The organism is Cysteiniphilum sp., from assembly GCF_057495195.1.
In genome coordinates, this window is the sequence record NZ_JBXTEF010000088.1 from 45,343 (window position 1) to 68,408 (window position 23,066).

Here is a 23,066-nt window from a genome sequence, read left to right on the forward strand (position 1 = left end):
TCTTTGACTTAAACATTAGATATCTTCGTTAGGTGCCCTTTGCAAATAATTTGCAGATGACATTGCGAGATATTTTAAATATCAAGTTCAAGATAAAGTCTTTAAGTATTTTGAAGATTTTAAAGTATAAATTAATGGGGAAATTATGAAGAAAATCAAGTATCTATTTGCCATGCAAGTTGCCATATTGTCTAGCCTGTCAACTGCTTATGCATCAAGTGACGTTAGCCAAAAGCTTAAAATCTATAACACGGGATATAGCTCTTCCGGAATTGAATTAGGTCAGTCCTCCGGAGATCTTCCTGATGGAAACTACCATGTATACAAAGGCCCATATAATGATTTTCAGCCCACATGGCTTAACTCTACTTCAGAAAATAACATGGCTTTTCTTGCAAGATATAGCGCATATGGTATGGATGCAAATGGAATATCTCCTTTAGAAGACGGTAACATGGGGCAAGGCTTTTACAAAAGTGATGCAAGAAGCTTGGTTTCAAGAAATGCCACATATCCTTATGGTGAAATTGTTACCGCAGACAAAGGAAAGTATGTGTACTATGTTGAATTCAATGTTCCAGACAAACCTGAGCAAGATCAATATAGCTATAGCATAGCAAGCTCTAAGCTAGGCTTTGATATTAACTCAATAGATCCTAGTGTTACAGTAAGATTAACTAAGGTTGTTCCAGAGGCCTCTAAAGACGGTCAAAACACATACAACTTAGCACCTCCACTTAAAACAATTCCATTAACAATTACTTCATCTGATAGGAGTACTGGTGTTGGTACACATGTCGATTTAGATAATATTATCAAATACTCAGGAACTTATATCCTATCCTTTGAGGTGGATCACCAGTTTAGTCATTATTGGCCATGGACAGGCATAACTCGCAAGCCAATAGGTATTTATATTGACAAGATGGCTGGTACTGTCACTTATCAACGAGGGTATGTCATACCTGGCAATGATGTGACAGTGGAAATAGTTAACAATACACGTAGAACAATTCATCCTTTAATTGGTCAATTTTATGGTGCTCATGGGCATTTGCCAAATTATCTTGGCCCAACAGTAACAGTAAATGCTCATAGCACAAAAGATTTCACTTTTTATAGGCATGGTCCAAGAGGGAAAATGACGCATTCTTTATTCCAAGGAACTTGGTTACAAAACTGTGGCATAAGCCCTAACTCTGTGCCTACCTATCTGGATGGGAAGCCATCTGGTTCTGTTACTGGTCTCGTGAGTAAAAGATATGTTTGTGCAATTGGCTCAACATACCATTTCAAAAAACCAAATGATGTTAAGAAAATCATATACACCATGAGCGAAGGAATGTGGGGTGGCATTGGTCATTCAGGAGATCATGTATCAAGAATTGATGAGATCTCAACAAACCCGTAGGTTTTGGAATATATCACTCCTCATATTTTAAACAATAGCATGATGCTCATTTAATATTAACCCTCAGCTAGAAGATGCGGGGGGAATATAAACTAATGGCACTACCTTAAGCGCCGTCATTACATAGAAACATATTTTAGAGCAGTAATTTCTTGAAGTCAGCAACCACATGTAACCTAGTCTAACGCTTTAATTTCAATGGCTTGTTGCTGCTTTTTCAAAAATAACTTTTGCTTATTCTGCGCCAGAAAAATATACATAACAGGAACAACAAACAAGGTAAAAATAGTATCTACTAACATACCGAAACAAATAACCATCCCCATAGATTGTCTACCAATTGCTCCAGCACCAGAAGCAAAAACCAATGGTGAAACACCAACAACCATTGCCGCCTTTGTCATTAAAATGGGGCGAACTCTTAAGGTTGCAGACGATAATATAGCAGCAATTTTATTTTTACCTTTTAATTGCTCGTGATTGGCAAACTCTACTAATAAAATTCCATGCTTACTGATTAGACCAATTAACGTAATAAGCCCTACTTGTGAATAAATATTTAATGATGCAAAACCGGCATGAGAGCCTTGGCCGATATAAAGTGGTAGTAAAGCGCCAAATATTGACATCGGCACAGTAAAAATCACCCATAAGTGATGCAATGAAAAAACAGGAAAGGTAAAGACGCATCACCTATGGGAAACTTAAATAAACTTAATCGCTTAGAAGAAAGTTGTAATATCCAAGGTCAATGCATTTGTATGTCTATGATCATAGGTATCCATATAGGCATACTCAAGGCTCACTAAATTATTTTTAGACAATACTGGGCGTGTAATATAGGCCACATACTCACTTTTGGCACCAAACATTTCTGGTCCTTTGGAAGCATCTCCAGCAATTGGGTATGGAATGTTTTGTGTATTATAAGCTTGCTGATAACCAAATGAGAACTGAGTTGACTCACCCAAAATATTTGGCGATGCTGTTGCTTGCAAATACCACGCGCCAAGCACTGAATTATTGCTATAATCTTCCTTGTTTGTCGTGGTTGTAGCACCACCATTTAATGTGTAAATATCATAACCAAAATAGCCTTCCAAGTTAACAACACCGTTTCTGTTATCATTCACTTGCTGCCCTGGTGTGCCATCTGCGTTGTATACTGCTTTGTTAACATTGCTTGATGCGCCCATCACACCTAGCCAATTATACATATAACCGATTGTGCCGCCATAGATAAACTTCTGATAGTGACCATCATAAAAACCACTTAACATAAAGTCACCACTTTGTTTATTTGCCTGAAAGTATGCAGCATTTAGGTTGATACCATCTTTATAGAAACCTAAATTAGCAGAAACCACGTTATGATTTGGCCTAAAGAAGCCTTGTGTGAAGCCTGCTGCCCACGGCGCACCATTTGCAAATGAACCAAAGGTTAAGCGATTCTTACCCACCGTTAAGTAAAATGGCGTATCTTTTAAATTACCAAATGTGACAAAGGCGTCTAATATTGTTGGTGTTGAATAACTTGTTCCTGTAATGGTTAAATCTGTTTGAATGTAGTGGCTAAGATTACCTACAAAGTAAACATCCCCCTCATTTAGATATAGCCCTCTCCCTGATTGATATCCATTGGTGAACCCTGGCTTATAATCATTATAGTTACCAGCAACAGTAATTTTATTGCCCCACCACTGCGTGGCATCCCATTCCATTTTACCACCAAGCGCTAGTGATTGATCAGGCATTTCAGCTCGATCTTTTAAGTAAGTCAGCGGAACTTTAGATGAAGATCCTGCTCCAAATGGTGTCATTAAATTATCGTCCCAGAAGAAATATTTACCCGTATCGAATCCTGTAACAGACTTAGCCGCTTTATCCTGAGTCTCAGCTTTTTTTTGAGCATCTTTCTGCATTTGTGCGATCTGTTCAATCTGAGCCTGCAATGATTTAATTTGTGACTGTAAATTAGATATATTCTCTTGATTTAAGCTAGCAGCATAACTTGCAGAGCTCAATATCAATGATGATAAAATAATTCCAGATAACGTTTTTTGGATTTTTTTCATTACTCCCCCTTCTCATTAATGATTAATTTTATTAGATTTGAATATGATTTCACTGTAAGTTAGTTTACTTATTACACAGTTGAACGAGGTGAAAATGCCAAACAGCACATAAAACACTCCTCCAGCCTATTGACAAAAACTCGTTTTCGCCTAATTTTATGTTGCAATAATTTTTTTGATTTTCAAAGAAACTAATACTCAACACCTGTTTCCAGTTGATATTTTCAAAAGATGATATTGTTGCAGAGTAAGTTAGTGCTGATGTGTAAATTAGGTTAACATCCAGTACAGATAGAAAATTATTGATAGCCTATAGTTTTAGCATCTTTTATCATATGCGTTGTGCGTTTTTGCAATTGATGATGGTTATTTGCATAGTAATCATAAAATATTACTTCTTAAAAGGAGTTCACTTAGTGAACAATAAAAAAGGCGTCGACGCCAACATAAGCTCTGCTGAACCAGTTAATCTATTACGAAGAAATATCACATTCGGCCCCAGTTATAACCCAATAAAAACAGTCAATGTAATGCTTAGTATTGATCTATTCCTCTAGTAACCTTCAAATACAAAGAGGAGTGCCTTTAGTTGTAATTACAAACACGCCTTAACAAACCCTTCAAATAAGCGATGTCCATCGCGTGGAGTTGAGGTAAACTCTGGATGAAATTGACAAGCGATAAACCATGGATGTGTCGGAATCTCGACCATTTCAACAAGTTTCTTATCTTGTGATTTGCCGCTAATAACAAGCCCCGCATTCTCCAATGCTTCAACATAATTATTATTAACTTCATAACGATGGCGATGACGCTCTTTGATGCTATCTGCAGTATAGACCTTGTGCGCTAAGCTGTCCTTTTGCAAATGACATAATTGCGCACCTAAGCGCATCGTGCCACCCATATCAGACTGCGATGTGCGCATTTCTTTATCCCCTGTTGCCGTTTGCCACTCAGTGATTAAACCAATTACAATATCTTGGGCTTTTGGATCAAACTCCGTACTATTGGCATGTTTTAATCCCAATACATTGCGGGCATATTCAATCACGGCAACCTGCATTCCTAGACAAATCCCTAAAAATGGAATTTTGTTTTCACGCGCGTATTGCACTGCTTTGATCTTGCCTTCAACGCCTCGTGATCCAAAGCCACCTGGGACTAAAATGCCATCGACTTTCCCGATAACTTTTTTAACATCACCTTTTTCAATATCCTCTGAGTCAATAAATTTAATATTAACCTTAACATGATTGTGGATTCCGGCATGAAACAATGCTTCATTTAATGACTTATAGGCTTCCGTTAAACTAACATACTTACCAACCATGGCGATGGTGATTTCTTTTTGTGGATTGTTAATCTCATAAACCACTTGATCCCATTCGGACAGATCAGCTGAGCGTACATGAAGCCCAAGTTGACTGACCACACAAATATCTAACCCTTGATCATGGTATTTACGCGGAATCTCATAGATGCTTGATACGTCTTCCGCACTAAAAACAGCTGATTCAGCAACATTGGTAAATAAGGCAATTTTACGCTTTTCATCAGCGCTAAAGCTTTTCTCACAACGGCAAACTAAAATATCAGGCTGGATACCAATAGAACGTAGCTCCTTGACTGAGTGTTGCGTTGGCTTGGTTTTTAGCTCACCTGCAGCTTTGATGTAAGGCAATAATGTCAAGTGTAAAAACAAGCTGCGTGACTTACCCAACTCTTGCGCTAATTGGCGAATTGCTTCAAGAAAAGGTAATGACTCAATATCACCAACCGTGCCGCCAACTTCAACAATCGCGACATCAACCTTATTATCAACACCTTGCAAGATTTTAAGTTTAATCTCATCGGTAATATGTGGGATCACCTGAATCGTACCACCAAGATAATCACCGCGACGCTCTTTCTTTATCACATCTTGATAAACACGTCCCGTGGTAAAGTTATTACGCTTAGTCATTTTGGTACGTATAAAACGCTCATAATGCCCTAAATCAAGGTCAGTTTCAGCACCATCTTCGGTAACAAATACCTCACCATGCTGCAATGGGCTCATCGTACCAGGATCGATATTAATATAAGGATCAAGCTTCATTAAGGTAACATTTAAACCGCGACATTCTAATAAAGTTGCCAAGGAAGCTGCTGTGATCCCTTTGCCAAGAGATGACACAACACCTCCAGTAACAAAGACAAACTTGGTACGTTGATTTTCAATACGAGTTGACATAAAAGATAATACATTAAGCGCTGTTAATGTTGGCAAAGAATAGCAAAAAGCCCTTTGTGAAGCTAGCTAAATTTATACTAAATGGATATGAAAACTTTAACTTCACTACCTAAGGGTTAATTCTCACTACGCTTACTATACATAAGGATATCCCCTGGCTGACAATCTAAAGCCTCACAGATAAGTGCCAAGGTTGAAAAACGTATTGCCTTGGCTTTGCCTGTTTTTAAAATCGATAAATTCTGCTCTGTAATACCAATTTTCTCTGCTAACTCTTTTGAGCGCATCTTACGCATCGCCATCATCACATCTAAATTTACAATAATTGCCATACTTATCTCCTAAATCGTCAAATAACTTTCTTCTTCAAGCTTTTGTGCTTGCTGCATCACTTTGGCAATTAAGATAACAACCGCTCCGGTGATTAAACTTACAAGATCAATACCTGACAAACTCAGTGTTAGCATGCGTTGCCCAGGCGGATTGGCAAAGCTTAATACCACCGAGATAAGCGCATCATAAATAAGCCCGCCAATCACCCATGCAAACAAGGTATAACCTAGCTTTTTATAAGCCAATACATTGTGATATACAAATACATTTCCTTGTGAATAGTTTTTAAATACCATAATTAATTGACTCAAGCCATACATTATAATCCCACCTGGAATCATCGATATTAAGAATGCGAACAGCTTTGTCCCAAGTGGCACCGTATCACCATGAATATACTGTATCAAATCATTACCAATGCCAAGCTGCATAAATAAGCTTGGCTGTCCACTACCTGCTGAGCCTTTACTAAAACTTAACCAAAATAAAAAGGTAACAATAGGTATCAAATAAAAACATATTTGAAAAAACCAATAATAACGATAACTTGACTGTTGAAACTTAGACATATTTTCTCCTGAATAATTACTTTTACCACAAATAGGTACGAACACTATAACAAGTTGCAATGTATTAAAGCAATCATTTTTTATTGTTTATCAATAATTAATTATTGCCAAATCATATAATAATGTATTCAAAAGTAATGCTGCAATACTGAAAAATATCGTTAACATAAAGCCTCGCTTCAATCTCACATTCAGCATAAATCTATGTATTAAAAACACTACAAATATTCTCATAACCCATTTCATATCGCTTTTATATCGCTGAAATTTGATATTTTTTGATATTTTTCTGCATTTTTTATCCAAAATCATATGATCAAACTTGCATTTTTAGCATGCTTTGACTAACGTTGACGGCGGTAATTGTGTTCAAGTTACTTTTGAAATAAAAACAGGAGAGCAAATCATGAAGAAAATTATTGCAACAACTGTCGCTGCTGCGGCACTAATCAGTGGATCAGCATTTGCTGCTGGTGCGCAAACCGGAATGGTGATGGGTGCAAATTTAGGTCTTGCCACACCAACAGGCGCTTTAAAAGGTGATAATTGGATTAATCAATTTCAAGGCGTAAGCTCAACAACTCAAGATAACGGTAATATTGCTGGCGGATTGTTTATTGGCTATGATTATGCACTTAGCCCGATGATGGCCGTAGGTGTTGAGCTGGGTGGACAATATGCTTATGAAGTTACTAAACTCAAAGCATCTGATGCAACTGGTAGCGCATCCCTTAAAGCAAGTGTAATTAGCGTGCCATTATTCTTAACAGGCAAATTTTATATTCCTCATACAGGCGGCTTAAATATATTCGCCAAAGCAGGATATGCTTACAACAGAATTAATGAAACGCTTGAAGCAACTGGCGCTGCTAGCAAAGATAGTCACGAAACTTTATGGCGTCCAGTCGTAGCTGGCGGTATTGGCTACCAGTTACAACAATTTAATATTTTCGCACAATATCAATATAACTGGCTGCCTTATAAAGGTCAAAATAGCGGATTAGGTACAATTTCAGCAGGTGTTGCTTACACTCTCCCTATGTAACAATTATCTCTAATCATTCTTTATCTTAGGCGAGCTCTTGACTCGCCTTATTTTTTTGATTCAATCACACTATGCTTAATGTGATGATAAGTATAAAATAGCCGTTATCTTTAAAAAATGGACTGTTATATGCGGCATAAAGCACGTAAATTTTTAAGACAAATGCCAGTAGGTGCTGTTAAATTTATCCTTAATCGTTACCGCCCTTATCGCGGCGCGGGGATCAAAACCTTACATATTGCTAAAGACTATCGTTATATCAAGGTTGCGATGCCACTAAAATGGCATAATCGCAATTATTTTGGCACACACTTTGGCGGCTCACTGTTTGCAATGACCGATGCCTTTTATCCATTAATGCTTAGTCATATCTTAGGAAATGACTATATTATCTGGGATAAGGAGTCTTCAATAAAGTACATCGCTCCTGGCAAGTCAACAGTATACTGCGAGTTTCGCTTAAATGATGAAGATATCGACCAAATCAAGCAACAAACCAATACTAATGGTAAAATATATTTCCAGAAAGAAATCGAGATCCATGATCAAGATAAACAAACTATTGCACGTGTTTTACGCACTATTTATATCAAAGACAAGAGGTTTGTTAAACCAGATGCAGCATAAGGCCGCTTATAAGAGATCATTATTTATAATGCATACCCACTTGTGCAGATGCCTGCCATCGCATAAAATCAACCACTTCTTCATCACCCTCTTTTGGCGCCCACTTGGCAAAATCATCTTCGGCAGTTGGCGTAAAAGGTCCTGGCTTTACTTCAAAAAACAAAGCATCTTGACTGATCGCATACAACGCATGCCATGTATTGGGTTTCATCTCAAACCCTAAAGTATCCCCATCGGTACCAAGTACAAACTTGTCAATAACAACACCCATATCATCATAAATAAGTACACCTATTTGACCTTTAAGCGCTATGATCAACTCCCATTTATGCGACTCTGAATGTCTATGTGGGCGAATATAAGTACCCTTTTTAAGGTGAATAGCTAATCGATTGACTGAGTCTGATAACTCGGCGTGAAAATTGTGGTGTGTACGTAAACGCGGTGATTCCTTGGCATTTTGCGCCATAGCAGTCATTAACGCATGATCAATTTTTTTCATATAAATACAAATCCTATTTCAAAAGTGTCTTACTTTAAATTTTTGATAAATGCTAACACTTCTTCAACATGCCCTGGCACTTTGACTTTACGCCATTCTTTGATAAGCTTTCCTTCCATATCAATCACAAACGTGCTGCGCTCAATGCCCATATATTTTTTACCAAACATGCTCTTTTCTTTCAGCACAGCAAATGCATCACAAAGCGCTTTTTCAGTATCAGCAATAAGTTCAAACGGCATATGATATTTTGCCTTGAACTTCTCATGTGAATTTAAGGTGTCTTTTGACACGCCAAAGATCGTGGCATTAACCTTAGCAAAATCTTTATAGTGATCGGTAAATCCAATACTTTCCGTCGTGCATCCTGGCGTGCTATCCTTTGGATAAAAGTAAATCACCACATACTTTCCACGGTAATCATCAAGTGTAAATATTTTGTTTGAGGTCATTGCCACCTGCGGCAAACTTATTTTTTCACCCACTTGCAAAGTCATCTTGCATACTCCTAAACTTTCATTATCATAAACACCTGTGTACTTTAACAAAGATAATCTTGAGATAAAGCATGTTACAACAAAAACCTTTTATTTTAGATCCCATCAAAGCTGCTAAAGAAGGCATGGTGCTTAATCAAACCTTTAGTTTTTCACACTTAGCCTCGCTACACGAATGCATCGTTGACGGAATTTATGATTTTCAACTTGATCTTAAGTTTCATTTTGAAAACCATAAACCATTACTTGATGGGCAACTTGCTGGTAAGGTAACACTCATTTGCCAAAGATCGCTTGAACCTTTTGAGTTTAGCTTTGATGACCCAGTTAAACTTGGCTTTGTGACAGATGATCGTTTTTTTAAAAACTTCCCAGACACCTATGATCCATACATTTATAAAGATAATCAAATCAACCTTGTTGAGCTATTAGAAGAGGAAATCTTGCTTTCAATTCCGATGATCCCAAAAAAATCACTTAATGATTGTCAAGCTGAACAAAATACGTCATACTATGGCGTTTTTGAAACTAGCGACCCCGAAAAGCAGGACAAACCGAACCCGTTTTCTGCTTTAAAAGAGCTAAAACTTACAAAGAAAGATTAATATTAAAGTAGTGAAATAGGAGAATCAATAATGGCTGTACAGCAAAACAAAAAGAGTCGTTCAAGAAGAGACATGCGTCGTTCACATGATGCGTTAACTACTTCAGCGCTTTCAACTGATAAAACAACAGGCGAAATGCATTTACGCCACCACGTGTCTGCAAACGGTTACTACAAAGGCAAGAAAGTAGTTGCTGTTGCTTCTGATGATGAATAGAATAACTGCACGATAAGGCAATTATTCTGTATTACTGTGACCAGTTCAATATCTTATAAAATATCTATTGATGCCATGGGTGGTGACCATGGATTAAAAACCACCGTTCCGGCCTGCCTATCTGCGCTGAAAAACTTCCCTGATCTACATATTTGTCTCGTTGGCATTGCCAAAGATATCGAGCAATCTTTAACCGCACACAAAACGCCATATGATAAGGCACGTTTATCAATTGTTAATGCCAATGAAATTGTCGAGATGGACGAATCTCCTGCATTAGCACTTCGCAATAAAAAAGACTCATCAATGCGCGTTGCCATTAATCTTGTTAAAAGCGGCGATGTTGATGCTTGTGTAAGCGCAGGCAACACGGGGGCTTTGATGGCAACTTCAAAGTTCGTATTAAAAACACTTAACGAAATTGATCGCCCAGCAATCGTTTATGCGATTCCTTCGTTAGATCGCAAAACCAAGAAGATGAATCCTGTCTACATGCTTGATCTGGGTGCAAATGTCAACTGCTCATCTGAGCAGCTGTTCCAGTTTGGCATTATGGGCTCTGTATTGGCAGCAAATCTTAAGGGCACTGAGCGCCCTCGCGTTGCCTTACTTAATATTGGTGAGGAAGAAATGAAAGGCTTAGACAGCATCAAACAAGCTGCCAAGATGCTACAAAACTGTGACCATATCAACTACATCGGTTATGTCGAAGGCAATGATATTTTTTCAGCCAAAGCTGACGTGATCGTTTGTGATGGCTTTGCCGGCAATATCGCCCTTAAAACAATGGAAGGTACGGCTAAACTTATTGCTGACATGTTAAAAGATAGCTTTAACAACAGCATTTTCTCTAAGCTTGCAATGCTGATCAGCGCGCCCGTACTGACAGGGCTTAAACGCAAACTTGACACCAACCAATATAATGGTGCGTCTTTACTTGGTTTAAGAGGTATTGTGATTAAAAGCCATGGTAGTGCTTCAGCTGAAGCTTTTGAAACTGCCATTTACGAAGCAATCAAAGAAATTAAATACAATATCCCGCAAAAAACACAGGCGCAAATTGAGCGCATTATGCAATCTTAAGGCTAGAATAATGTTTGCAAAGATCACGGGCACAGGCAGTTACTTACCCGCCAAAGTATTACATAACACCGATATTGCCAAAATGGTTGATACCTCTGATGAATGGATCACGCAACGCGTTGGTATCAAACAGCGCCATATTGCTAATGAATCAGAAACCACAGCATACATGGCAATTGAAGCTGCCAAAAACGCCATGAGTATGGCCAACATTCAAGCTCAAGATATCGACCTTATTATTGTTGCCACAGGAACCGCAGATTACATCATGCCATCGACTGCAAGCATTGTGCAAAGACAAATAGGTGCACCTTGTTGCCCTGCCTTTGACATTAGTGCGGCATGCAGTGGTTTTGTTTACGCTGTTGATATTGCTAAACAATATATTGAAAATGGTAGTGCTAAAAATGCCTTAGTCATTGCTTCTGAGCGCATGTCACGCACACTGGACTGGCAAGATCGCTCAACCTGTGTGCTATTTGGTGATGGTGCTGGTGCAATTATCCTAAGCCAAAGTAATGAAGCGGGCATTATTGCCTCAACGCTTTATTGTGATGGTGAAGGCAAAGATATGCTAAATATCCCAGGACTTTTAAGTAAAACACCATTTACCCAGGCTCAATATCATGCGATGTTACACATGGAAGGCAATAAGGTCTTTAAAAAGGCTGTTTCTAAGCTTAGTGATCTGGTATCTGATTTATTAACTAAAGCCAATATGCAAGATTCAGATATTGACTGGCTAGTACCTCACCAAGCCAACTACCGTATTCTTGAAGCTACTGCCAAGAAGCTTAATATGCCGATGTCACAAGTGATCCTTACTCTTGAAAACCATGGCAATACGTCTGCCGCTTCCATTCCTTTGGCACTTGATCATGCTGTACGTAACAACCAAATAAAGCCAGGACAAACAATACTGACTGAAGCCTTTGGTGCTGGTCTAGTTTGGGGTGGATTTATAGCGAAATTTTAACATGCCACAAAAAATCAACTGTAGTTGCCTTTGTCAACGAATCCGTTTTAGCTGTGACGCTAGCAAAATAGCAGCTTTCTGCCATTGTAGCATTTGCCAGAAATCACATGGCACACCCTTTGCCGCACAACTTTCCATAAAACCTCAAAGCCTTATGATTGAGCATGGCAAGGAATATTTAAAAAGCTATGCATCATCACATGATTTACTGCGCATGTTTTGCAGTCATTGCGGCAGTCGACTCTACAATATAAGCAAAGATAAACACTCATATGCCAGCGTTGCCTTAAGCGCGATTGATAACAAAAACGCTGTATTCAAAATTAAAGCGCACGTGTGTACTAACACTAAAGCAGAATACTTTCAAATCAATGACTCCATCAAACAATATCCAGATTTCTTTGGTATTGATCGCAAATAACCATCAAATAACAATAAAGCATACTTGAAAAGACCTAAGGCATCATGCAGAATGCATCTAGTTTAAATTTATACTTTGATCGATATGGGTTTATTTAACCGCTTTAAACGTAGTAATGAACAAAAAATCAAATCTCCTGATGCGCATACTATTCAAGAAGAGCAAATACAACAAGATGTTGCAACAGAAGCAAAGCCTCAGCAAGAAACTGTAAATGAAGTAGAAATCCCAACTGTTTCAATACCCGTTGAAGCCGAGCCTAAAACAAATACTGATATTCAAACACCTGAGTCATTAACACCCGCTAACACAGAGACATCAACAAAGGACCACGAAGAAAAAAACATTGCAGTTGAAACACCTAACAATGATAAACGTGGATTATTTGCGCGTTTAAAAGAGGGTTTGAAAAAAACACGTTCAAAACTCGGTGGTGGCATTGGTGATTTACTCTTGGGTAAAAAAGTCATTGATGATGAGCTAATCGATGATATTGAAATGCAGCTACTAACCGCAGATATTGGCGTTGAAGCAACACAAGAAATCATGGAGACAGTGCGTAATAAAGTTAGTCGCAATGAACTACAAACCATTGAAGCACTTACCGACCTTATTAAAGAGAAGCTTAAAGAAATTATCACACCTTCTGAAAAACCATTAGTCATTGATAGCGCACATAAGCCATATGTTATTCTAATGATTGGCATCAATGGTGCCGGCAAAACCACAACAATTGGCAAACTTGCTAAGAAATTCCAAACCGAAGGTAAGTCGGTTATTTTAGCAGCAGGTGACACTTTCCGTGCAGCTGCGGTTGAGCAACTTCAAGTGTGGGGCGAGCGCAATCATATCCCTGTTATTGCTCAACATACCGGGGCTGATAGCGCTTCCGTTATCTATGATGCAGTACAAGCAGCCAAATCAAGAAATATTGATATTGTCATTGCCGACACTGCAGGACGCCTGCATAACAAAGATAATCTAATGGAAGAGCTTAAGAAAGTCGCACGTGTGATGAAAAAGCTTGATGATACAGCGCCGCATGAAGTCATGCTGGTACTGGATTCAGGTACTGGACAAAACGCCATTATGCAAGCAGATGTATTTAATAAAATCCTATCGGTTACTGGCATTACGCTTACTAAAATGGATGGCACTGCCAAAGGTGGCGTTATTTTCGCAATTGCTAAAAAGCTTAAATTACCCATTCGCTTTATTGGTATTGGTGAGAAGATCGATGATCTTCGCCCATTTCATGCCGATGACTTTATTGACGCACTATTTAGTCAAGATTAATGCATCCATAGTGTTTATCTGGCATACTACCGCAAAAAAATAAATGCTTAATTTTCAATGAAACACACCGGACTTTTTGAACGCACAGCCATTCTTGTCAATGATGATGGTATTGAACGACTAAAAACATCACATGTATTACTTGCAGGTGTTGGTGGTGTCGGTTCCTTTGCCGCTGAAGCCTTAGCGCGTGCTGGCATTGGTGAAATCACATTAATTGATCATGATGTTGTCTCAAAATCTAATCTAAACCGCCAATTAGTCGCACTGAACTCAAATATTGGAATGAAAAAAGCCCAAATCATGCGCGAGCGTATTTTGGATATTAACCCCGATTGCAAGGTTAATATTATCGATGACTTCATTCGCAAAGATGATATGACACCTATATTTGATAAACCCTATGACTTTGTCATTGATGCGATTGATAGCCTCGTGTGCAAGGTTGCCTTTGTCGCCTACGCACATAAGCATGGCTACAATGTTATCTCAAGCATGGGCGCTGGAGGCAAACTTGACCCAACACAGATTAAAGTCGCTGATATCTATCAAACAAGCATTTGTAAACTTGCCAAATTCGTGCGTATTCGCTTGCGTCGCCTTAAAGTCAAAAAAGGGATTCTTGCCGTTTACTCAACAGAGAGTTCATTACCACCGCTTCCACCCGAGCCTGTTGGCGGAGATAGTCGCGACCGTGCTGTTAATGGTACGATTAGCTATATGCCGGCATTGTTTGGACTAACGATTGCAGGCATGGTGATAAAGCATCTTGTCGGTGACAATCTACGTGCCAATCAATAATATCTCTATTTAACCTGCGCTGTTTGTTTACCTTTAAATATTCGCGCGATACTCCCCGATAGCGCGTAAATCATAAATATCACAAACAAGGTAATCGATGGGTCAATAAAGATAATCGCAATGATAAATACGACAAATACCGTTTGTGTAAAGACTACCTTACCCTTTAAGTCATAGTCTTTAAAGCTTCTAAACTTAATATTGCTTACCATCATCGCTGATAGATAAAGTGTGATAATCGTTGCAAAAAACGTTACCCATCCTTCAGCGGATGTATGTCCAAGCGTATTACAAAACCATACAAATCCAGCAATCGTTGCAGCAGATGCCGGACATGGCAATCCTGTAAAATAGCGTTTGCTCTCCGGAGTATTATCATCAAGCTGTGTATTAAAACGTGCTAAGCGTAAAGCAACGCATGCCAAATAAATAAATGCCACTGCCCAACCAAATTGATCCAAGTGCTTTACTGCCCAAAAATAGATAATCAAAGCAGGTGCCACACCAAAGGAGACAATATCAGCCAAAGAATCATACTCTGCGCCAAATGCACTTTGTGTATTGGTTAAGCGCGCAACACGTCCATCTAATGAATCCATGATCGCGGCAATATAAATACACACTGATGCCAGTACAAAGTGGCTATTAAACGCAGCAATAATCGCATAAAACCCTGCAAACAAACTCGCTGAGGTAAATAAATTTGGCAGAATATAAATACTTTTACTGCGCTGCGTCACTTGCTTATCTAACGATTGATCATCTTTCATCGCATTATCCTTACACGTTACTTTTATTGTCTTTCACGACATTTCTAACCTATTAATCATTAATCTTAGCTTTTTTCACACCGCTAAGCTTCGTTTGTTTTAATAACTTTGGTAAAGGAAAAGTTACCTCTTCCTTAACACCTTCAAAGTCGACAACATAGGCATCGGTAAAGTGCGCTTGCAAGAAGCTTACCACCTGCTGCACCAAATACTCAGGTGCTGAAGCCCCTGCGGTAACACCTGCATTATGCTTATGAATAAACCATTCAAGTTTAATGTCATCTTTATTATCAATCAAATAGGCATCAACACCCTCTTTCTCAGCTAACTCACGCAAGCGATTTGAATTTGAGCTATTTTTCGAGCCTACTACCAAGAGAATATCAACCTCTTTAGCTAATGCTCTTACTGCATTCTGGCGGTTCTGTGTAGCGTAGCAAATATCTTCTTTCTTTGGCGAACTGACTTCAGGATATTTGGCCTTTAACGCCTCAATAATATCTTTTGTTTCATCGACCGATAAGGTGGTTTGGGTTGCAAAAATAAGCCTTGTTGGATCTTGCACATCTAGGCTTGCCACATCATCGACATTTTCAACCAAATAGATTTGACTGTACTCATTCTTATATTGCCCAAGTGTGCCCTCAACCTCAGGGTGCCCTTTGTGACCTATAAGCACACACTCAACACCAATATTACTTGCCTTTTGCACCTCTTTATGCACCTTTGTCACCAATGGACAGGTCGCATCGTAAATTTTAAGTGCTTTACGCTTTGCCTCTTCCTCTACCGCTTGCGAGACACCATGCGCACTAAAAATACAAACGGCATGATCTGGTACTTCATGTAATTCTTTAACGAAAATTGCCCCTTTTTCTTTAAGGCTTTCAACCACCGCACGATTGTGCACCACTTCATGGCGCACATAGACAGGATGTGGTTCCAATGCAAGTACACGTTCAACAACATCAACAGCGCGTGAAACACCCGCGCAAAATCCTCGTGGGTTGGCTAAAATAATTTTCATTAGGCAAGTTCCTTATCTGAAATTTCTAAGATATCAACATCAAACAAAATTACTTGTCCTGATAATGGATGATTGAAATCAACCGTCACATCATGCTCGTGAATCTCAACGATCACACCAGGCAATTCTGTTCCATCCTTCTGTGAGAAAGCAACGATTAGGCCTTGTTCTAATTCCATATCTTCTGGGAATCTTTTTCTTGGCACTTCATAAATCATTGCCGGATGTTTTTGACCAAAGGCATCTTCAGGCATCAACATCATTTTGCGATTCACACCCACCTCTAAACCAAGTAACTCATTCTCTACTTTTTCTGAAAACGTCCCCTTACCCATTTGGAATACATACGGGTGATCATAGTTGCTTGTATCTTCAGCAATGGATCCATCTTTTAAACGGATTTTAAAATGCATCTTTACAAAGCTATCTCTTTGTATTTTCATGAAATTCCTTTGTTTTAATTTTTTAACTCTTTTTTAATTATGCTTTTTTTGCTTTTCCCCAACATCTAGGCTAGAGTTTTAGCAGGTTACTAACGCGCACATTCTACGAGATTTATAAAAAATGCACAAATACTCCTTTGCACAACAAGCACCACTTAATATGATTTCATATAAGTTACTGCTGCCCGTTATTTTTTTACTACTCTCCACGCTGCTCATCAAGCCTGTACAAGCCGAGTCTTTATATGAGAAATATCATACTTTTTTTAGTAATTTTTATTTATCGGACATTCCTCTAAAGGATGCAGGCAAAATTATTGCCTCATCAAAAGGACAAGCACTTGTAAGCTCTGGAGATACTGTTTATGTTTCTAAAACTGATGAAACACCTTTTTATTATATTTTTTCACATGTCAATAGCATTCCTTATGCTGAGAATAAATACGATTATATTTTCAAACGCCTTGGCAAAGCTGAATTTATTAGCAACTACCAAGGCACACTGGTCATGCGCATTATGAATATCACCCAAGAGATTAATATCGGTGATCATGCGCTACCTTCTGATGTAGTGCAAACAAAACTACCTAATGATGAAATTATCGCTGATAGCAATATCAGTGGTGAAGTCACCCAACTAGAGGGTGAAGCTGATTTTGCCGTAACCTATCAGTCTGTTTTAATCAATACAGGACAAAGCGCAGGGCTTAAAATGGGGATGCGCGTTTATTTTGAATCACCTGCTAAAAAAGTTGATGGTTACGCCATCCCTGGACAGTTTTTAGGACAAGGCTTTATCTATCGACTTGCTAGTCATCATGCTATAGTACTCGTAACTGACGCCCAACAAGAAGTCATGATTGGCAGCACAGTATTAACTCAACTCCCCAAACACCATGCAAAACATGAGCTTTAGTGTTTTACACACTATCCCTGGATTTTCTTTTAAGCACTATCAAAAACTTGTGAGCCTTCAAGTTAGCATTGATGACTTTCTTGCCAAACCACATAATTATCAACATGCTTTAAATTTAAATCATGAAACGATTACTTTTATTCAAGAGCAGAAATTTGCACCTTATCTCAAAAAACTTGAAACTTGGCTTCAATCTTCTGATAAACATCATTTGATTCATCTTACTGATCTAGCATTCCCGCCACAATTAAAACAAATCAGCGATCCACCATTAAGCCTCTATGCCATTGGCGATATTACCCTTTTAAACACACTGCAACTTGCTATTGTTGGCACACGCCAAGCTAGTCTTTATGGTAGTGAATGTATCAAGGCACTTATCCCTAATCTGTTACATGCTAAGCTTACTATCAATAGCGGCATGGCGCTTGGCATTGATACGTTGGCACATCAAGAAACACTTAATCAAAATGGCAAGACCATTGCCGTACTTGGCACTGGTGTTAATATCTGTTATCCGGCACAAAACCGCAACCTCTATGCTCAAATTCAAAACCACGGTTTGGTTGTTTCTGAGTTTTTATTAGGACAAGCACCGAAGCGATTTCACTTTCCTAAAAGAAATCGACTGATCAGTGGCTTAAGCCTTGGTGTTGTTGTCATTGAAGCCGCGCACAAAAGTGGCTCACTGATCACGGCAATGCATGCTCTTGAGCAAAACCGCGATGTTTTTGCTATTCCTGGTAATATATTTCACAGTCAAAGTCACGGCTGCCATAAGCTCATTCAAATGGGTGCAAAGCTCGTTTGTTCAGCAGAGGATATTATTGAAGAGCTAAATCTAACTCAAACGCTCAACACATCGCAAACCCCCTTTCAACAATCGTTACTACTCACCAGCGAGCAACAGCTTGTTTTTGACAGTATTGGCTCAAGTTGTACCACGATTGACAAAATTATCGACACGACCAACTTAACATACGCAAAAATAACTGGCATACTGTTTGAGCTTGAGATGGAAGCGCTTGTTAGCGCAGTTCCTGGCGGATATAAACGAATCTAATAAGGTAACATGAACAACAAAGCCCCTATACTACAAGTTCTCATGTCGCTGTTTAGCGATTTGCCCTACTTCGATGGTGATATGGTCAAATTGACAAACTCACAAGAGATATTGCATGAATTGCAAAAAGCAGGTCTTGCGCCACAGGCGATTGAGCAGGCAATTGCTTGGCTTGAGCGCTTTAGCAAATTCAATGACGAACCAAGAGCAGACTACCACCCTGAAACCGTACGTGTCTTCACACCACAAGAAAAGGCGATTATTCCGACAGAAAGCCTGCGATTCTTGCTTGAAGCATACTTAGCAGGTGATATTCAATCGCATGAGCTTGAATTTATTATTGAACAAATCATATCCCTTGGCACGCACACCATTACTGAAGATCAATTCTTATGGGTGTTTGAAATGACCATTGCCAATCAAGAAGATGAGCTTTTTGGTGGATTTATTCCTATTGAAGAAGTATTAACAAGATCTTTTCGTATTCACTAATCATTACCCTGTTTTCCTTAACATTTTTTATTGCTTTATTTTAGCTATCTAACGTTGCGCTTAGCATTTATAAACCTATACTCATAATTGTTACAGTATTAAATGAACACAGCAAGGAGCTTATATGTTTAAAGTGATCACCAATAAAGACGGGCAAATACAAGAAATTCAAACCTCCCTTTCCGCCCATGAGCTGATGGACAATGCACTGTTAAATAAAGGCACTGCCTTTAGCAAAGAAGAGCGTGATGCGTTTGATTTACACGGTAAACTGCCAATTCAAGTTGAAAGCCTATCTTCACAACTGATGCGCGTCTATCGCCAATTTCAAGAGAAAAATGACAATATCCAGAAAAATATTTTCCTAAATACCCTGCATGATAGCAACACAACGCTTTTTTATAAATTTTGCTCACAACATATTGATGAGGTATTGCCGATTGTTTATACACCGACGGTTGGTGATGCCGTTGAGCAATACTCTAGCGAATTTAGGCGCCCCGCTGGCGTCTATCTTACCTATGATGAACAAAAACAAATGGATAAGATCCTTGGCAATATCGCCAAAAAGCAACAGATTGATTTTATTATTGTCACTGATGGTGAGGCTGTACTTGGTATTGGCGACTGGGGCATTGGTGGCATGGATATTAGCATTGGCAAACTGATGGTTTATATTATTTGTGCGGGAATCAATCCTGCCAATGTGCTTCCTGTACAACTTGATGTTGGCACCAACAACCAAAAACTACTGGATGATCCGATGTATCTTGGCGCGCGCCATCCACGTATTACCGGCAAAAAGTATGATCAATTTATCGAGAAATTTGTCATGAGTGTTAAAAAGCACTTCCCTAATGTCTATTTGCACTGGGAAGATTTCGGTCGAGATCATGCGCGTGCGATTTTAGAGACCTATCGCGATCAACTTTGTACATTCAATGATGATATGCAAGGCACAGGCATTGTTGCTACTGCTAATGTGATTTCAGCCATCAAAGCCACACAAACGAAATTTACGGATCATAAAGTGGTGATGTTTGGTGCAGGCACTGCAGGCTGCGGCATTATGGATCAGATTCTTGATGCCTTTATTGCCAGTGGCATGACAAGAAAACAAGCGTTGGATCGCTTTTATATTATTGATCGATTCGGTCTTGTCGTTGATGACATGCCTGATTTACCTGGCTTTCAAAAGCCCTATGCGAAATCAAGGAAACAACTCAAAAACTGGAACATTAATAATCATGAGAACATTTCACTGCTTGAAGTCGTGCAAAACACTAAAGCCACAATCTTAATCGGCTGTTCAACCGTTAAAGGTGCTTTTAACAAACCGATTGTCACTACCATGGCACAAAATATTGAGCGCCCGATTATCATGCCATTATCAAATCCAAATTCACACTGTGAGGCAATACCTGAAGATCTCATCAATTGGAGCAATGCCAAAGCCATTATTGCCGCAGGCAGTCCATTTGAGCCTGTTGTTTATCAAGGAAAAACTTACCAGATATCTCAAGGCAACAATGCCTTTATCTTCCCAGGGCTTGGATTAGGTGCCATTGCCGTTAAAGCAACTAAAATGTCTGATGGCATGATTCGTGTTGCCAGCGAAACATTAGCGAGCTTCTCACCACTGCATCAATCCGTTGATAACCCCGTGTTGCCTCCCATTCATGATGCCACTATTGTCAGCAAAGCAGTCGCTATCGCTGTTGCTAAACAAGCGATTAAAGAAGGCTTATCAAGTATCAAGGCCAAAGAAGCTGATGTTGAGAAACTCGTTAATAACGCACAATGGCTACCTGATTATTACCCACTAAAGAAACAATAAATACATCTTAATTATCTGGCTCGCCTGAACTTATTCAACCTTACTCAACTTATTTCACCCAAGCACTAAACCCCTTAAAATGAATAAGTTACCATCAACTTGATAAATATTCTCTTTTTTTAAATAAAAGCTATTGACTAGCAAACGCATCGCCTATAGAATCCCCTCTCGTTAAGGCATTCCCCGATAGCTCAGTCGGTAGAGCAAGTGACTGTTAATCACTGGGTCGGCGGTTCAAGTCCGTCTCGGGGAGCCATCAAAAGAGTTTCATACCTTATCAAGCGTAATAAAATCACCACTTAAATATATTAATTAAATTGAATCAGTTTGATAAAAGCGGCCAATAGAATGCTATTGCTAATGTAATAACAATAATACCGGCTAACTTAAGTCCTACACCCCACGCCATTGCCTGATGAATTTTGACATGATCTGATTGAACAACGAGTGCCATTGCTGGCGTGCTCACAGGTAACATAAAGGTTAATCCGGCACTTGTCGCAATCGCAATAGTGACCACACGTGGATCGATGCCATACTCTACAGCCAAAGCTAAGCCAATCGGTAACAGAACAGCTACTGAGGCGGCATTACTCATAATCTCTGTTAATATTGCTGCCAATACCACAAGTAAAATGAGAATAACTAGAGGTGACTCAATACCTAATCGCATCATCATTTGCACCATCTCTGCAGCAGCGCCCGTATTACGTAAAGCAACACTTAAAGCAATCGCACTACCATACATCAAGACAATGCCCCACTGCACATCTTTTTCAACTTCCTTCCAATTGGTAATACGCAGACTAAATGCAATAATCACACCTAAAAAGGCAATCCAATCTAAGCCCCAAGCAGTGCCATAACACACCCATAATAGAATCGTAAATAATACGACAATCAACGTTAAAATCTCACGTTTCGTGATCTTGCCAATTTGTTTTTTATGTGCCATTAATGTCTCACGCGCTAATTGAATATTAGCACCTGAGTTATGTGCTGCAATCAGGACACAAACACTTGCTAATGCCAACATAATAAGCACAATCGGGATCACCCAAATACTCCATTGAATAAAACCAATATGACTGGCATGCGCAAATTGCGCGTTATTGGCAAAGGTATCTTGCAATATCCCTAGTGCTAATGGCGCACGCGCACCTCCCAATAAGGTAGCGGTTCCGCCAATCATCGCACCCCACGCCATTGCCATATAAGCAGCAAAGGCAAAGCGGCTTTTCTTTCTTACATTTGCAGCCGTTACAATTTCAAGCACAATAGGTAATAGCATTGCCGCGACCGCATGTTCACTAATAAAAAATGCCATAATACTTGCTAGCACAAAGATCGACATACACAATCTTTTTGAGCCTGTACCAAACTTAGCAATGATCGTAATTGCAAAGCGTTTGCTTAGTCCTGAGCGCATTACTGGACTTGCTAAAATAAAAGCACCTAAAACGAAAAAAATCGCTGAGTTTCCAAAGTAACTATAAACATCTTGTGAAAATATATCACCTGACATTGGTAGCAAAAACAATACAATAATGCCTGTGACTGCCAACGGGAAAATATTGCTAATCCATAAAAAAGCAGCCACACAAAACACCGCAAATGCATGCTTGCCGGCTTCACTAAAATGTCCAACTGGCAGATAAAGTGCCACAAAATAAATCACAACAGCAGCTAAAACACACAAGAAAATGCTTGGGATAGTGGGTAATTCCATTTCTTTTTGATGCATAGCCTGATACTCATAAACCACTGTCTATAAACAGTAGTTGAGCAAGGGATTTTTTTCCAGCGCTTTTCATGAATTTCTAAT

Annotated in this window: 25 protein-coding genes and 1 tRNA gene; 15 read left to right on the plus strand and 11 right to left on the minus strand. The window is 39.1% G+C overall.

Features of this window, described 5'->3' with window-relative positions; genetic code table 11:
• The first annotated feature begins 145 nt into the window (after positions 1-145).
• Positions 146-1,411: a hypothetical protein gene (locus tag ACY10D_RS08180; protein WP_487000256.1), complete on the plus strand. Its 1,266-nt coding sequence runs from the start codon at positions 146-148 to the stop codon at positions 1,409-1,411.
• A gap of 176 nt (positions 1,412-1,587) precedes the next feature.
• Here the strand turns inward: ACY10D_RS08180 and ACY10D_RS08185 are convergent, their stop codons facing one another.
• From ACY10D_RS08185 to ACY10D_RS08205, 5 genes are all read right to left on the minus strand, one after another.
• On the minus strand, positions 1,588-2,058 hold the full coding sequence (locus ACY10D_RS08185; protein ID WP_487000288.1) for an efflux RND transporter permease subunit: 471 nt from the start codon (positions 2,056-2,058) through the stop codon (positions 1,588-1,590).
• Between the two features lie 75 nt (positions 2,059-2,133).
• Positions 2,134-3,486: a DUF3573 domain-containing protein gene (locus tag ACY10D_RS08190; RefSeq protein ID WP_487000257.1), complete on the minus strand. Its 1,353-nt coding sequence runs from the start codon at positions 3,484-3,486 to the stop codon at positions 2,134-2,136.
• Positions 3,487-4,081: 595 nt separating this feature from the next.
• Entirely contained in the window at positions 4,082-5,722 is a 1,641-nt protein-coding gene (gene pyrG / locus ACY10D_RS08195; RefSeq protein ID WP_487000258.1) for a CTP synthase, read from the minus strand.
• 116 nt (positions 5,723-5,838) lie between these two features.
• Entirely contained in the window at positions 5,839-6,054 is a 216-nt protein-coding gene (locus tag ACY10D_RS08200) for a helix-turn-helix domain-containing protein (protein ID WP_487000259.1), read from the minus strand.
• Positions 6,055-6,063: 9 nt separating this feature from the next.
• Positions 6,064-6,624, minus strand: coding sequence for a DUF2975 domain-containing protein (locus tag ACY10D_RS08205; protein ID WP_487000260.1), 561 nt, complete (start codon positions 6,622-6,624; stop codon positions 6,064-6,066).
• A gap of 406 nt (positions 6,625-7,030) precedes the next feature.
• Here ACY10D_RS08205 and ACY10D_RS08210 point away from each other — a divergent pair, with 406 nt between their 5' ends.
• Both ACY10D_RS08210 and ACY10D_RS08215 read left to right on the plus strand, forming a co-directional pair.
• Positions 7,031-7,669, plus strand: coding sequence for an outer membrane protein (locus tag ACY10D_RS08210; RefSeq protein ID WP_487000261.1), 639 nt, complete (start codon positions 7,031-7,033; stop codon positions 7,667-7,669).
• A gap of 129 nt (positions 7,670-7,798) precedes the next feature.
• Positions 7,799-8,296: a DUF4442 domain-containing protein gene (locus tag ACY10D_RS08215; protein ID WP_487000262.1), complete on the plus strand. Its 498-nt coding sequence runs from the start codon at positions 7,799-7,801 to the stop codon at positions 8,294-8,296.
• Positions 8,297-8,315: 19 nt separating this feature from the next.
• Here ACY10D_RS08215 and ACY10D_RS08220 read toward each other — a convergent pair whose 3' ends face one another.
• Both ACY10D_RS08220 and ACY10D_RS08225 read right to left on the minus strand, forming a co-directional pair.
• Positions 8,316-8,798, minus strand: coding sequence for a WbuC family cupin fold metalloprotein (locus ACY10D_RS08220; RefSeq protein ID WP_487000263.1), 483 nt, complete (start codon positions 8,796-8,798; stop codon positions 8,316-8,318).
• Positions 8,799-8,827: 29 nt separating this feature from the next.
• Positions 8,828-9,295 (minus strand): peroxiredoxin, encoded by a 468-nt coding sequence (locus ACY10D_RS08225; protein ID WP_487000264.1) that lies wholly within the window; start codon positions 9,293-9,295, stop codon positions 8,828-8,830.
• 71 nt (positions 9,296-9,366) lie between these two features.
• Here ACY10D_RS08225 and ACY10D_RS08230 point away from each other — a divergent pair, with 71 nt between their 5' ends.
• The 7 genes from ACY10D_RS08230 to ACY10D_RS08260 all read left to right on the plus strand — a co-directional run bounded on the left by ACY10D_RS08230 (position 9,367) and on the right by ACY10D_RS08260 (position 14,693).
• Positions 9,367-9,900, plus strand: a complete 534-nt coding sequence (locus tag ACY10D_RS08230) for a YceD family protein (protein ID WP_487000265.1) — start codon at positions 9,367-9,369, stop codon at positions 9,898-9,900.
• A 30-nt stretch (positions 9,901-9,930) separates the two neighbouring features.
• The gene (gene rpmF, locus ACY10D_RS08235) at positions 9,931-10,116 is read left to right on the plus strand and encodes a 50S ribosomal protein L32 (RefSeq protein WP_487000266.1); all 186 of its coding nucleotides are present in this window, start codon (positions 9,931-9,933) and stop codon (positions 10,114-10,116) included.
• Between the two features lie 48 nt (positions 10,117-10,164).
• Positions 10,165-11,199, plus strand: a complete 1,035-nt coding sequence (gene plsX, locus ACY10D_RS08240; protein WP_487000289.1) for a phosphate acyltransferase PlsX — start codon at positions 10,165-10,167, stop codon at positions 11,197-11,199.
• Positions 11,200-11,209: 10 nt separating this feature from the next.
• Positions 11,210-12,175 carry a beta-ketoacyl-ACP synthase III gene (locus ACY10D_RS08245; protein WP_487000267.1) on the plus strand — a complete coding sequence of 322 codons (966 nt, stop codon included), beginning with the start codon at positions 11,210-11,212 and terminating at the stop codon, positions 12,173-12,175.
• A gap of 1 nt (position 12,176) precedes the next feature.
• Entirely contained in the window at positions 12,177-12,596 is a 420-nt protein-coding gene (locus ACY10D_RS08250; RefSeq protein WP_487000268.1) for a GFA family protein, read from the plus strand.
• Between the two features lie 84 nt (positions 12,597-12,680).
• A complete protein-coding gene (ftsY, locus tag ACY10D_RS08255; protein WP_487000269.1) occupies positions 12,681-13,892 on the plus strand; it encodes a signal recognition particle-docking protein FtsY in 1,212 nt (403 codons plus the stop codon).
• Between the two features lie 57 nt (positions 13,893-13,949).
• Positions 13,950-14,693 (plus strand): tRNA threonylcarbamoyladenosine dehydratase, encoded by a 744-nt coding sequence (locus tag ACY10D_RS08260; RefSeq protein ID WP_487000270.1) that lies wholly within the window; start codon positions 13,950-13,952, stop codon positions 14,691-14,693.
• A gap of 5 nt (positions 14,694-14,698) precedes the next feature.
• On the opposite strand, the gene pssA is transcribed toward ACY10D_RS08260, so the two are convergent.
• From pssA to fkpB, 3 genes are read right to left on the minus strand one after another with little or no spacing between them, the layout of a single operon-like run.
• Positions 14,699-15,463, minus strand: coding sequence for a CDP-diacylglycerol--serine O-phosphatidyltransferase (gene pssA, locus ACY10D_RS08265; RefSeq protein ID WP_487000271.1), 765 nt, complete (start codon positions 15,461-15,463; stop codon positions 14,699-14,701).
• 52 nt (positions 15,464-15,515) lie between these two features.
• Positions 15,516-16,490 carry a 4-hydroxy-3-methylbut-2-enyl diphosphate reductase gene (ispH, locus tag ACY10D_RS08270; RefSeq protein ID WP_487000272.1) on the minus strand — a complete coding sequence of 325 codons (975 nt, stop codon included), beginning with the start codon at positions 16,488-16,490 and terminating at the stop codon, positions 15,516-15,518.
• Positions 16,490-16,933, minus strand: a complete 444-nt coding sequence (gene fkpB, locus ACY10D_RS08275) for an FKBP-type peptidyl-prolyl cis-trans isomerase (protein ID WP_487000273.1) — start codon at positions 16,931-16,933, stop codon at positions 16,490-16,492. The genes ispH and fkpB overlap by 1 nt, the downstream gene beginning before the upstream one ends.
• 121 nt (positions 16,934-17,054) lie before the next feature.
• Between fkpB and ACY10D_RS08280 the strand changes: the two genes are divergently transcribed.
• From ACY10D_RS08280 to ACY10D_RS08300, 5 genes are all read left to right on the plus strand, one after another.
• Positions 17,055-17,849, plus strand: a complete 795-nt coding sequence (locus ACY10D_RS08280; RefSeq protein ID WP_487000274.1) for a hypothetical protein — start codon at positions 17,055-17,057, stop codon at positions 17,847-17,849.
• Positions 17,839-18,912 carry a DNA-processing protein DprA gene (gene dprA, locus ACY10D_RS08285; RefSeq protein ID WP_487000275.1) on the plus strand — a complete coding sequence of 358 codons (1,074 nt, stop codon included), beginning with the start codon at positions 17,839-17,841 and terminating at the stop codon, positions 18,910-18,912. The genes ACY10D_RS08280 and dprA overlap by 11 nt, the downstream gene beginning before the upstream one ends.
• A 42-nt stretch (positions 18,913-18,954) precedes the next feature.
• Entirely contained in the window at positions 18,955-19,404 is a 450-nt protein-coding gene (locus ACY10D_RS08290) for a DUF494 family protein (RefSeq protein ID WP_203250154.1), read from the plus strand.
• Between the two features lie 124 nt (positions 19,405-19,528).
• Complete coding sequence (locus ACY10D_RS08295; protein ID WP_487000276.1) at positions 19,529-21,241, plus strand: NAD-dependent malic enzyme; 1,713 nt, start codon at positions 19,529-19,531, stop codon at positions 21,239-21,241.
• A gap of 180 nt (positions 21,242-21,421) precedes the next feature.
• Positions 21,422-21,497: transfer RNA gene (locus ACY10D_RS08300), tRNA-Asn, on the plus strand.
• A 66-nt stretch (positions 21,498-21,563) separates the two neighbouring features.
• Here the strand turns inward: ACY10D_RS08300 and ACY10D_RS08305 are convergent.
• Positions 21,564-22,985, minus strand: a complete 1,422-nt coding sequence (locus ACY10D_RS08305) for an SLC13 family permease (protein ID WP_487000277.1) — start codon at positions 22,983-22,985, stop codon at positions 21,564-21,566.
• Positions 22,986-23,066: the final 81 nt, after the last annotated feature.